The following is a 12691-nucleotide window of genomic DNA, read 5'->3' as shown; positions in this document are numbered from 1 at the left end:
GATTTTATTCCCGAACCGGGGGAAGGGATTTTCGAGCGCGCATAAGCGCGGAGTCCGAGGCCGCGACCAATTGCAAACACTCTGGGACTGCACTTCTCAACTCGCCCCGATCATTGACAAACGTTGACCAGAGCACCGGGTCGAGATTGTTGTCATCGAGGAACGTACTCATGGTGCTGGCGGACCCGGTAGCGATGTAACGCACACGCCATTGCTCGATATGTTTTGCGGTCAAAGGCGTGAATGCCTGGTTATGGGCATATTTCTCCAGCACCTTGCCCGGAGCCCGGAACGACCCATCGCTGTTGACGTGGGAAACGAAGTCCTGCGGGTCAAGATTGTGCGTGGCGGCGAAGCCTTCGCGGCTGAGGGTGTTGCGGGCTTCCTGCGACAGGCTGCGCCAGTCCCGCAGATGTTCGTAGGTAACGACCGTACGCGCAGTGTCGGCCCGATCCAGTACTTGTTGGCCCAGCGGTTTCAATTGCCCTTGTGTGTGGACGAATTGCCTGAAAGCGGCCGGGTCCAGACGATGTTTCTTCGCGAATGCCTCAAGGGTGACCTCCAGCACATGCTCGCTGAACTGCGACCACTGCTGCAGATGCAAGGGTGTAATCACGTTCGGATCATCCGGCGCGCCGCCTCTGACCCGGATTTCCCGGCTGTACCAATGGCCGGGCTGCACCGATGAGAGGTTGATCGACAGGTCACGGTTGTTTTTCGGATTGACCAGTACCACGGAAAAGCTGTTTTCCCCGGTTTGCGCGGTTTCCTGAATGAATCCATAGGAGTTTTCACGTATCTGGTAAACCGCGACAGTCCCGTGTTCATCGATATTGCAAATGAACTTCTGGTTGTATCCAGGGCGGAAAAAGATCCCTCGCGCGTCGGCTTTGAGGCCGGCAATCCAATGCGGTTTGACCGCGTAGGGACGCAGCAACGGGCTGCTGTTGCTCATGACCGTCACTGGCTCGCGATAGCGCGGGCCGAAAGCCTGGTTCGTCAGCGCGTCGATGAGCCGATAGTCCGCCATGTCGACGCTGCCGACGTTGCGCATGGGAATATTGGCAATCCCCTCGACCGTACACAGCCGGTCACCGGGCAGGCGCGGTTTCCAGGTGGTCGGGTCAACCGCGATCAAGTGCTGAGCGGTCACCGTACCATCGCGCAGTTGGGCAATGCCAAGGCGTGCCTGACGCATGACCGCAGCGCCAACCTTGCGCAGCGTGAAGCGCCCGAGCCTGAGCACCGCCAACACTGACTCCAGCGGGTTGAGTTCGCGCAGCGTCGAGATCAACAGGGTTCGCGTAAGGCTGGCAAATTTTGGCAAGGCGAGACGCAGGCCAATCTTGCCTGCCAGGCTGACCACCCGCGTACAACCGGCGAGGTATCGGCCAATCGGCAGGCCAAACGACACAATATCGGTGAACAGGCCAAGCCCGCCGCTCTCGATGCGCTGAGGCTCGCCGGATGCCAGATCGTCGATGGCCGCCCAGAAGGGTACGAACATTTTTCCCCAGAAGTTCAGGTCTTCGAGAAAATCCCTGCCGATATCCGTGCTGCGCGTGGCCTTGCGGGTATCTTCGAGCAACGCCGACTCATCTCGATAAAACAGTTCGCGGGCAATCATCACGGCCAGTTTTTCTGCCCGGATAGAAGTCAGGTTATTGGCCGCGAAGGGCAGGGTACGGGTTGCTACATCCGGCGCGCGCTGTTCGATGGGAACTGCGGCAAACGTCTCGCCGACCTGCTCGGCAATCAGGTTGGCATGCTGATCTGCTCTGGGTTTGGCGCCGTCGCGGTAGGCTTCCCAGTCAAAGGGCAGGCGGGTGCCTTTTCTGAAGGAGCCGCGGCTGCTGCGACTGCTCGAGCCAACCGTCTCGACCTTGATCTCGCCGCCGACTTTCAGTGAATCAATATCCTTGCGCAGGCGCACGACACCCGCACGGGGGATGACTTCAATGTAGCGGGCCTTCCATGGATAAGCCGGGTTGACCATTCGCAGGATAAACCCGCAGCGGGCACGGACCGCGTCGGTGTTGGTCTTGTTCTCGTGTTCGACCTGCGTGTCGTTGAGCGGCAGGCGCAACGAGTAAACCCTCACTTCATCGCGCTCGAGGTCGCCCCGGCATGCGGGCAGATACTGGGCCAGCAATGTTTTGATCAGGCTCTTGTAGGCCGCTCGTGGCGTGGTCAGCCACGCATCAAATGCCTCGTCGTACGCCGCCTCAGAGGGATATCGAAAGCGACTCGGGGGCCGGAGCGTGAGGTTTGACAGAGCATTGGCCATTTCTCGCTCATGCTGTTCCAGCGTGCTCAACGCCTGTTCTATTTCGCGGGTTGGGTAAGCCGTCTGACGTATGGCGTACAACCCCATCGCCGCTCCCCACTCTACGGTCGGGCGGACTTTGGCGGCAGCGACCAGACGCTGATGTTCGATATCGTGGGCAAACGCCTGAAAGTGTTCTGCCGGCAGATTAAGCAACTGTTCAAAAGTCATGTGCCGCGAGGAGCCAGGCGCCACCGATTCGGCGAGAATGAAACCGCTCTTGAAGTTGACCCAGGCGCTGGATGTGGCGTACGGAAGGTCCTCGGGAATGTCTTCGACCCACGCTTCGCTGGCCACATTTCTTTTCATGATGGCCACCGCTAACAGCGCAATGGGCCGATTGACCGATAGCGATCGTTGAAAGTGTTCGATCAATGACTCGTATATGGCCGTGTAACGACAGCCGGGCTCGATCAGTATCTGCAACTCGTTCTGGTTGTTGCCATGCGGACCCGGCTTGATACTCAGCCAGAGCGCTCGCCATAACAGCTTTGTCAGTACGCTGGCTGGACCGTTTGGCTTGTCTGGCGCGGCGTACCAGTCCAGCTCCGTGGCGATACGTTGTGCCAGTTGCAGGTTGTGTGGCGATTGCAGGGCTGTCTGCAAAAGGGCTATCGGTGTGGAGCTGGCCAGCTTCTCGAATTTGCCGTTGCTTTTCACCGGTACGACGTTTGCCAGCAAGCACCGTGAGGTTTCGGCTTCGATCTTGCGTACCACCCGCATGATCGTGGCGTCGCCATTGGCGCTGAACAAATGCTCGAAATCGCTGACTGGCCCTTGATGCCCGAGCAGCCATAACGCGCGTTGCTCGACCAGATTGTTCAGGAGGCGCTGCCAATCGGCAGAAGTGGCAGGGCGTCGAGGCACCAGCGTGTACCAGGCGAGCACCAGGTCGAGCCGCACCGAACCATCACTTTTGAGTCCGTTGCCGACCTTGCGATGGATGTCCAGCAAGACATCCACGTCGATGGACCAATACAACGGAACTTCCCTCAGCGTGACCGAGTAACCGGCGATGGGGAAAACTTCCGGCGGGTCAGGCGTTGGCGTTCTGGTCGAACTCAGGTGGAAAGACAGCAGGTCATAGAGGAAATCTTTGCCCAACAACGAATGATCGACCGTGGCTGGCGTGGACAAGTGCTGGATGAAGTCTTCGTCTGTTTCGAGTTTCCTGAGGACACGGAATGCTTCCTTGCACTCGCGCCCCAACGCGGAGGCGGCGGGCGGGCAGTAATAGAGCTGACGGGCATCCGTGTTGAACTGATCGTTGATGAGCCCATGCAGGTAGCTGATCAGGTGGTTGAGATCCTGCAATCTGCGAGGCGGCGTCTTGTTGTAGAAACGGGATAACGAGGTAGACATTCAAGGCCTTTGAACCGTAGCGGCTGGTAAATAGTCGAAGGCCGTGAATATAGGGGCATGGAAAACTGGCTGAGGGATACATATATAGGGGCCCGAATGTGCTTGGGTTTCCATTTGTTAACAGCGCAGCAGCCGGCCAAACGCCCACTCGTCGCCACCGTCAGTGAGCGGGCGAGGGCAAACGCCCGGCTTTTTCCGACAAAAATACTGGGACTTTGTCCCGCGCGCCGATTGGCGTAAACTGCGCCCAAGCCTGCGAGGAGTTTCCATGACCGCTATTACCATTACCGACGCCGCCCACGATTACTTGGCTGATCTGCTGTCCAAGCAGAACACCCCGGGCATCGGCATCCGCGTCTTTATCACCCAGCCTGGCACCCAGTACGCCGAGACCTGCATTGCCTATTGCAAGCCGGGCGAAGAAAAACCTGAAGACACGGCGCTGGGGCTGAAAAGCTTCACCGCTTATATCGATTCGTTCAGCGAAGCGTTTCTTGACGACGCCGTGGTCGATTACGCCACCGACCGCATGGGCGGCCAGCTGACCATCAAGGCGCCAAACGCCAAAGTGCCGATGGTCAACGCCGACAGTCCGGTCAACGAACGCATCAACTACTACCTGCAAACCGAAATCAACCCGGGGCTGGCCAGCCACGGCGGTCAGGTCAGCCTGATCGATGTGGTTGAAGACGGCATTGCCGTGTTGCAGTTCGGTGGCGGTTGCCAGGGCTGCGGCCAGGCCGACGTGACCTTGAAGGAAGGCATCGAGCGCACGCTGCTCGAGCGCATCCCGGAACTCAAGGGCGTGCGCGACGTGACCGACCACACGCAGAAAGAAAACGCCTACTACTAAGGCGTTCGCTGCGAACAGAAAAAACGGCGCCCCGTGAGCGCCGTTTTTTTATGCCCCGCAGTTATGTTTGATCGTTCCCACGCTCTGCGTGGTAACGCCGCCCGGGACGCTCCGCGTTCCAGCTCACGGCCTGTATAAATGCGCATGCCCCGCCCGATACAACGACGACTCACTGAACACCTCGCTACCCAACACCCGCCCGACCAGAATCAACGCCGTACGCCGAAAGCCTTTCGCGGCAACTTTGTCGGCAATGTCCGCCAGCGTGCCCACCACCCAGTCCTGATCCGGCCACGTCGCCCGATGAATCACCGCAATCGGGCAATCCGCGCCGTAATGAGGTAATAACTCGAGAATGATCTTCTCCAGATGATTGACTCCGAGGTGAATCGCCATGGTCGCGCCATGCTGTGCCAAATTTCCCAGTTCTTCGCCCGCCGGCATCGCGGTTTTATCGGCATAGCGGGTCAGAATTACGCTTTGGGATACGTCCGGCAAAGTCAGTTCGGCACCGAGCAGCGCCGCGCAGGCGGCGGTGGCCGTGACCCCCGGAACGATCTCGAACGGGATATCAAGCTCGCGCAAACAGCGAATCTGTTCGCCGATTGCGCCATACAGGCTCGGATCGCCGGAATGTACCCGCGCGACGTCCTGGCCGTTGGCGTGCGCGGTCTTGATCAGCTCGATGATCTGTTCAAGGTGCAGCTCGGCACTGTTGACCACGGTTTGCGCCTGATGGCCTTCGAGCACCGCGGCGGGTACCAGTGAACCGGCGTAGATGATCACCGGGCATTGGCGGATCAGCCGCTGGCCTTTGACGGTGATCAATTCCGGATCACCGGGGCCGGCGCCGATGAAGTAAACGGTCATCGTTGAATCCTTGAAGAAGAGGCGCGACAACGCTTCAGATGAAGATTGCTCATGATGGATGGCGGCGATTATCAGGATTTACGCGGCGCCGGCCAATGCCAGCGTTGCCTGAGCGTATTTTTGTCGGCTGATCAGCAGTTTTGCCGGCGCTTGTAGCAATTGTTCTGCAAGCGCCAGCGCCGCGCTTTCCGCCACGCCGTAGCAGCCGGTGCGTTCATAAGCGATTTGCGACTGATGGCTGAGCATGGACTGGTAACCGGCCAGTTCCTCGCTGCTGAAGTACAGCAGGGGTAATGCCAGTTGCGCGGCCAGTTCCTGCAGGCTCGGTTCGTCGCGCTTCAAATCGATGCTGGCCAAGGCCTTGATCGACTTGAGCTCAATGCCATGCGCCTGCAAGGCCTGGTCGAGTAACGCGCGCAGCGTGCTGGTCGGACAGCCGCGCTGGCAGCCGAGGCCGACCACCAGCGTCGACGCTGCGCAGTCATCGCTCATGCGTGATAGTGGCCATCGCTGTTGCGGCGGAACAACCACGCACTGATCAGGCCCAGGGCCAGCCAGAACGCCACGTTGGTCAACTGCGAAGCGATTTTGAATTGGCTTTCCAGCGCTTCGGGCGCGAGCATTGAATGCACCAGCGGCTGCGGCGCGCCGATCACATGCGGCACGGCGAGAATCGCCACGCCCAGCAGCTTCATCAGCCAGTGTCGGCTGAAGGCGATCAGCGACAGGCCGACGGCGGTCGAGGCCGCAGTGCCGATCCACCACATCTGCCGCGACGCCAGATCAGCCGCAGCGGTGCCCGGCAATTCCGGCGGCAGGCCCAGGGTCGGCGCCAGCACGAACGTGGCATAACCGGCCAGCCCCCAAAGCAGGCCTTGCGCGGTGGAGCGCGGCGCACGCAGGGTGTACAGGCCCGCCAGCATCAGGGCGAAACCAACCGCCACCACCAGATTGCCACCTGTGGTCGAAACCACGCGCTGCCAGCCGTTCTCAGGCTCCCAGGCGTCGCCATCGTGGCTGTGCGCCGCAGTGCCGGCCGCGTGTTCGTGGACTTCGGCGACCGGCTCGGATTTTTCAAAGGTTTCGGCCTGAAGAATCAGCGGTGAGACCCAGAAGCTTTGCAGCAGTGTGAGCAGCAGGGCGGCCAGCAGGCCGCTGAAACCTGCGGTTTGCGCAATTCGCTTGATCATTCGGGAGGTCTCAGTGGCAAGGAAACGCAGCGCTGTGGCGGGTATCGTGAGCTGCGTTGTGCACCGCTTCGATATGCGAAAAACCGGCGAAATACACCAGGCCCGCGCCGAGAATCGAGGCGAAGGCTGCCGCGATCAGGCGTTGGCTCAGGGTGGTGGTGCTGGCGATTTTGTCCGTTTTGCTGGCGGTGCTGCTGATGATCGACATGGCGCTTCCCTATAGTGTCAGGGGCAGTCGAACGCATGCGGACCCTGCGTGACGGACACGCAGAGGTACGAACAGCGCCCGCCCACCGCGGGTTTGTTATGTCCAGTGACGCCGATTGCGCACTGTGTGTTGCGGGCCGGTCTCCGGGCTCACGAGGGGTTGGCGCCTGGCCGACCTGCAAGCGTCACCTTCCCATGCCGGGTTGGCACAGTGGCTTTGACGCTTCGCTCGCTTACCGTTGCGGGGGCAGCACCGGACTGACATGGCTCTGAGTAAAGCACATGATTCACCGGTTTCCCGTTTCACCCTGTGAAGGGCACCCGTAACAAGGCGCACAGGAGAGCATGTAGGTGGGTTTGAGTCAATTTCGGGCAGGAGTGAATATCCACGAAACCAAAGCATTGACCCATCATCAACCCATGCGTAGCCTTGCGCCTTCGAGGTTCTTCGACATCTGTCGAAGCTAAGAAGGGAACGCGGTCAAAGCCGCGGCTGCCCCCGCAACTGTGAACAGTGATGTTCGCTGCCACGCCACTGCCAGCTCAATCCACGAGCCCGCGGGAAGGCGCAGCGAACGCCAGGCCCGGCGCCTGAACACTGTCAGCCAGGAGACCTGCCTCGTCACAGATTCTCACTTTCAACCGGGCGGGGTGATCCGGTGGCGAATACTTCCGGCGCGCCTGCGCGTTTCCGGTTCTCGTCCCGTATGCCCGCCGCTTGCCAAAGGGCATACCGATGAAAACACTGGCCAAACTCCCTGTCACCATCGTCACCGGTTTCCTCGGTTCGGGCAAAACCACGTTGCTGCGGCACATGCTCGACAACGCCCAGGGCCGGCGTATCGCGGTGATCGTCAATGAGTTCGGCGAGCTGGGCATCGACGGCGAAATCCTCAAGCAATGCACCATCGGCTGCACCGAAGAAGAAGCCAGCGGCCGCGTTTACGAACTGGCCAACGGCTGCCTGTGCTGCACGGTGCAGGAAGAGTTCTTCCCGGTGATGCGCGAACTGGTCGCACGACGCGGCGATCTCGATCACATCCTCATCGAAACGTCGGGCCTGGCCCTGCCCAAGCCGTTGGTGCAAGCCTTCCAGTGGCCGGAAATCCGCAGCGCCTGCACCGTTGATGCGGTGATCACCGTGGTCGACAGCCCGGCCGTGGCCGCCGGCACCTTCGCCGCATTCCCGGATCAGGTCGATGCGCAGCGCAAGCTTGACCCGAACCTCGATCACGAATCGCCGCTGCACGAATTGTTCGCCGACCAACTGGCCAGCGCCGATCTGGTGATTCTCAACAAGGCCGACCAGACCAGTCCGGAAGATCTGGCGCGTGTACGTCTGGAAGTCGCCGAAGAGCTGCCACCTGCGGTGAAAATCGTTGAAGCCAGCAACGGCCGTCTGCCGCTGGACGTGCTGATCGGCCTCGGCGCCGGTTCCGAAGAGCACATCGACAGCCGGCACAGTCACCACGACCATCATCACGACGGTGATGACGATCACGATGACCACGACCATGACGCCTTCGACTCGATCTCCATCGAACTGCCGCAAGCCGACGAAAGCCTGCTGCTCGACGCGCTGACGCAACTGGTGGTGCAGCACGGCATCCTGCGCGTCAAAGGCTTCGCCGCGATTCCGAACAAGCCGATGCGCTTGCTGATTCAAGGCGTGGGTACGCGCTTTGACAAACATTTCGACCGTCAGTGGGGCGCCGACGAAGCGCGCGTAACGCGGCTGGTATTGATCGGTCAGGAACTCGATGCGACGCAACTCGAAGCGCAACTGCGCGCCGCGCTCAGCGTGTAAGCCATGCACCTGCTCAGGACCCAACCCGGCGGTTTCGTCTCGGATGACAACATTGCCGACCTTGGCCAGACGCCCGCCGAGCTGGTGATCCTGTGCAGCGGCGATTCCAGCCTCGCGCTGCTCGCCGAAGCGGCGCAGCAGTTGCCGCCGGACTACCCGAGCCTGCGTCTGGCCAACCCGATGCAGGTGCAGAATCACGCCTCGGTCGATCTGTATGTCGATGAAGTGTTGCGTCACGCCAAGGTGATTCTGATTTCGCTGCACGGCGGCATCGCCTATTGGCGCTATGGCGTCGAGCGTCTCGTGGAACTGTCTGAACGCGGCGTGCAAGTGATTCTGGTGCCGGGCGACGATCGTCCCGATCCTGAACTGAGTGACTTGAGCACCGTCAGCGCAGCAGATCGTGATCGTCTCTGGCAGTTCTTGCGTCAGGGCGGCCTGGGCAATGCGCTGGATTTCTTCCGTTGCCTGGGCAATCGCTGGTTCGCCCGCGAGTACCCGTGGGATGAGCCGCAAGCCCTGCCGCGCACGGCGATTTATCATCCGAACAAGACCACCGCGACGCTGAGTGACTGGCAGGCCGAATGGCTGCCCGCACAACCGGTCGCGGCGCTGCTGTTTTACCGCTCGCACCTGCAAGCGGCGAACACTGCGTTCATCGATGTGTTTTGCCAGCGCATGCAAGCTGCGGGGCTCAATCCTTTGCCCATCGCCGTGGCCAGTCTGAAAGAACCCGGCTGCCTGACGGTGGTCGAGGATTGGCTGGACCAAGTCGAGGCGGGGGTGATCCTCAATACCACCGGTTTTGCCCAGTCCAGCCCCGAAGCGCCGCACCTGCGACCGTTTCGCCGCAATATCCCGGTGATCCAGGCGATCTGCGCCCAGGACAACGAGCCCGGCTGGCGCGACAGCGAGCAAGGCCTTGGTCCGCGCGATCTGGCCATGCACATTGCCTTGCCGGAGCTCGACGGACGCATCATCAGCCGGCCGATCAGCTTCAAGGATCTGGCGTGGCGTAGCGAGCGCAGCCAGTCCGACGTGGTGTGTTATCGCGCACAACCCGAGCGCATGGATTTTGTCGCTGAACTGGCGCGGCGCTGGACTGATCTGGCGCGGGTGCCGAATGGGGAAAAGCGCATCGCGCTGATCCTCGCCAACTACCCGACCCGCGACGGGCGCATCGGCAACGGTGTCGGCCTCGACACGCCAGCGGCGGCGCTGAATATCCTGCGTGCGTTGCAGGCCGAGGGCTATCCGGTTTCGGCCGGGTTGCCAGGCAGCGGCACCGAGTTGATCCAGCAATTGCTCGGCGGTGTCAGCAATGACCTCGACACGATTGACCTGCGCCCGTGTCAGCAAAGCCTGGCGATGGACGCTTATCTGGCAATGTTCGACGCGCTGCCCGAAACCAATCGCGCCGCCGTGATCGCGCGTTGGGGCGCGCCGCACAACGACCCGATGTGCCGCGACGGACGCATGATGATTGCCGGTCTGCGTTTCGGTCTGACCTTCGTCGGCATTCAGCCGGCACGCGGTTATCAGGTCGACCCGAGCGCGGTGTATCACGACCCAGATCTGGTCCCGCCGCACGCTTATCTGGCGTTCTATTTCTGGCTGCGCAACACCTATGGCGCCCACGGCGTGATCCATGTCGGCAAACACGGCAACCTCGAATGGCTGCCGGGCAAAGGCGTCGGCCTGTCGGAGCATTGCTGGCCGGACGCATTGCTCGGGCCGTTGCCGAATATCTACCCGTTCATCGTCAATGACCCGGGCGAGGGCGCTCAGGCCAAACGGCGCACGCAAGCGGTGATCATCGATCACTTGATGCCGCCGCTGACCCGCGCCGAAACCTACGGGCCGTTGCGCAATCTCGAACTGCTCGCCGACGAGTATTACGAAGCGCAGTTGCTCGACCCGCGCCGCGCCCGGGAATTGCAGCGCGACATCCTGCAACTGGTGCGCGACACGCAGATCGACCGCGAGCTGCAACTCGACGCCGCGCTGGACAGTGACGCCGATGCGGCGATCTGGTTGCCGCGTCTGGATACGTATCTGTGTGATTTGAAGGAATCGCAGATTCGCGATGGCCTGCATATTTTCGGCGAATCGCCGAGCGGGCGTTTGCGCATCGATACCTTGCTGGCCTTGCTGCGGATTCCGCGCGGGGATGGCAAGGGCGCGCAGTCGAGCCTGTTGCGCGCGCTGGCCAAGGCGTTCGAGTTGGGGCTCGACCCGCTGGATTGCGCCCTGGCCGAGCCATGGACCGGCCCGCGCCCAGACGAACTGCAAATCCTCACCGATGAAGCCTGGCGCACCGCCGGCGACACCCGCGAACGCCTGGAATTGTTTGCCACACATCTGATCTTCGAATCCCTGAGGGATTCCTGTGGGAGCGAGCCCGCTCGCGAATGCGCCGGGTCTGATAAGTCATTGTTGAATGACACGCCGCTTTCGCGAGCAGGCTCGCTCCCACAGGGGTCCGGGTGGGCTGAGGTTGGGGCAATCATCGAGCATTTGCGTGAGGTCATCGCCCCACGCCTCGACGCCTGCGGCGTGGCAGAAATGCGCGGTCTGCTCGACGCCCTCAGCGGCCGTTTCGTCCCCGCCGGCCCGAGCGGCGCGCCCAGTCGCGGGCGTCTCGACGTGCTGCCGACCGGACGCAATTTCTATTCGGTGGACGTGCGCAATTTGCCGACCACCACGGCGTGGCGCATCGGTTTCCAGTCGGCGACCTTGATTCTCGAACGGCACTTGCAGGATCACGGCGATCACCTGCGTCAGCTCGGGCTGTCGGTCTGGGGCACTGCGACCATGCGCACCGGCGGTGACGACATTGCCCAGGCCATGGCATTGATGGGCGTGCGCCCGGTGTGGGCCACCGGCAGTCAGCGCGTCGATGATTTCGAGATTCTGCCGCTCAGCCTGCTGGATCGCCCTCGCGTCGATGTGACGTTGCGCGTCTCGGGATTTTTCCGCGATGCGTTTGCCAACCTGATTCGCTTGTTCGACGCCGCCGTGCAAGCGGTCGCAGCGCTGGACGAGCCGGATGACCTCAATCCGCTGGCGGCGAAAGTGCGCGCCGAGCGCGAAGCGCTGCGTCAGTCCGGCGTCGACGAAGACACCGCGCGGCGCCAGGCCGGCTGGCGCATTTTCGGCGCCAAACCGGGTGCTTACGGCGCTGGCGTGCAGGGTGCTATCGACGGTCGTCTGTGGCAGAGCCGCGAAGACCTCGCCGAGGTTTATCTGAACTGGGGCGCTTACGCCTATGGCGGCGCCGACGAGGGTACCGCCGCCCGCGAACAGTTCGTCCAGCGTCTGAGTCAGGTGCAGGCGGTGCTGCAGAATCAGGACAATCGCGAGCATGACTTGCTCGACTCCAACGATTACTACCAGTTCCAGGGCGGCATGCTCGCCGCCGTGGAAAGCCTGAGCGGGCAAGCGGCGGCGAGTTATCACGGCGATCATAGCCAACCCGATTTGCCGAAAATTCGCACCCTGAAAGAAGAGCTGAACCGGGTGATCCGTTCACGCGCGGCCAATCCGAAATGGATCGACGGGGTCAAGCGCCACGGCTATAAAGGCGCGTTCGAGATGGCCGCAACGGTCGACAATCTGTTTGCCTTCGACGCGACCACGCAATTGATCGATGATCATCAATATGCGCTGCTGGCCGACGCCTATCTGCTTGATCCGCAGACGCGGGAGTTCGTCCGCGAGCACAATCCGCATGCGCTGCGCGACATGACCGAGCGCATGCTCGGAGCGCAGCAGCGCGGCATGTGGCAGGAGCCGGGGGCTTATAAGGAAGCGCTGGAGAATTTGTTGCTGGATATCGAGGAAGATGGATAGCGCCTCTGAAGGCCAGCCCTCACCCCAGCCCTCTCCCGGAGGGAGAGGAAGCCGATCTGCGTCGTTTTCGGAATGGGTATTCGACTCGGAGTATCAGGTCGGCGAGATTCGAAAGATCACCTCAATCAGTTCCCTCTCCCTCTGGGAGAGGGCTAGGGTGAGGGGCTTTTAAATGACACCCCGCAAATTGCAGAACACCCGAATCAGTTCCCTCTCCCTTTGGG

At 61.3% G+C, this 12691-nt stretch carries 8 protein-coding genes and 2 riboswitches; of the genes, 3 read left to right on the top strand and 5 right to left on the bottom strand.

The annotated features are described in order from the left end of the window. Positions 1–4: 4 nt before the first annotated feature. Positions 5–3688, bottom strand: coding sequence for an SET domain-containing protein (locus M0746_RS12945; RefSeq protein ID WP_258449450.1), 3684 nt, complete (start codon positions 3686–3688; stop codon positions 5–7). 268 nt (positions 3689–3956) lie between these two features. Here M0746_RS12945 and nfuA point away from each other — a divergent pair, with 268 nt between their 5' ends. Continuing rightward, positions 3957–4541, top strand: a complete 585-nt coding sequence (gene nfuA, locus M0746_RS12940) for a Fe-S biogenesis protein NfuA (protein WP_003225494.1) — start codon at positions 3957–3959, stop codon at positions 4539–4541. A gap of 123 nt (positions 4542–4664) precedes the next feature. On the opposite strand, the gene cobM is transcribed toward nfuA, so the two are convergent. The 4 genes from cobM to M0746_RS12920 form a co-directional block, all read right to left on the bottom strand. Continuing rightward, a complete protein-coding gene (cobM, locus tag M0746_RS12935) occupies positions 4665–5411 on the bottom strand; it encodes a precorrin-4 C(11)-methyltransferase (RefSeq protein WP_258449449.1) in 747 nt (248 codons plus the stop codon). A gap of 78 nt (positions 5412–5489) precedes the next feature. Next, positions 5490–5903: a cobalamin biosynthesis protein gene (locus M0746_RS12930; RefSeq protein ID WP_208937652.1), complete on the bottom strand. Its 414-nt coding sequence runs from the start codon at positions 5901–5903 to the stop codon at positions 5490–5492. Beyond that, complete coding sequence (locus M0746_RS12925) at positions 5900–6601, bottom strand: CbtA family protein (RefSeq protein ID WP_258449448.1); 702 nt, start codon at positions 6599–6601, stop codon at positions 5900–5902. Before M0746_RS12925 ends, M0746_RS12930 begins: the two co-directional genes overlap by 4 nt. 10 nt (positions 6602–6611) lie before the next feature. Next, positions 6612–6809, bottom strand: a complete 198-nt coding sequence (locus M0746_RS12920) for a CbtB domain-containing protein (RefSeq protein ID WP_208937650.1) — start codon at positions 6807–6809, stop codon at positions 6612–6614. A 117-nt stretch (positions 6810–6926) separates the two neighbouring features. Beyond that, positions 6927–7148, bottom strand: a riboswitch (cobalamin riboswitch). Between the two features lie 84 nt (positions 7149–7232). Continuing rightward, positions 7233–7444, top strand: a riboswitch (cobalamin riboswitch). 100 nt (positions 7445–7544) lie between these two features. Between M0746_RS12920 and cobW the strand changes: the two genes are divergently transcribed. Together cobW and cobN are read left to right on the top strand one after the other, a co-directional pair. Further along, the gene (cobW, locus tag M0746_RS12915) at positions 7545–8615 is read left to right on the top strand and encodes a cobalamin biosynthesis protein CobW (protein WP_258449447.1); all 1071 of its coding nucleotides are present in this window, start codon (positions 7545–7547) and stop codon (positions 8613–8615) included. Positions 8616–8618: 3 nt separating this feature from the next. Next, positions 8619–12467, top strand: coding sequence for a cobaltochelatase subunit CobN (gene cobN, locus M0746_RS12910; protein WP_258449446.1), 3849 nt, complete (start codon positions 8619–8621; stop codon positions 12465–12467). The last annotated feature ends 224 nt before the right edge of the window (positions 12468–12691 follow it).

The organism is Pseudomonas sp. S11P7 (assembly GCF_023195435.1).
In the GTDB taxonomy this organism is placed as follows: Bacteria; Pseudomonadota; Gammaproteobacteria; order Pseudomonadales; family Pseudomonadaceae; genus Aquipseudomonas; species Aquipseudomonas fluorescens_G.
Note: the sequence above shows the minus strand (reverse complement) of the source record. Positions and strands in the feature narration are given on the sequence as shown.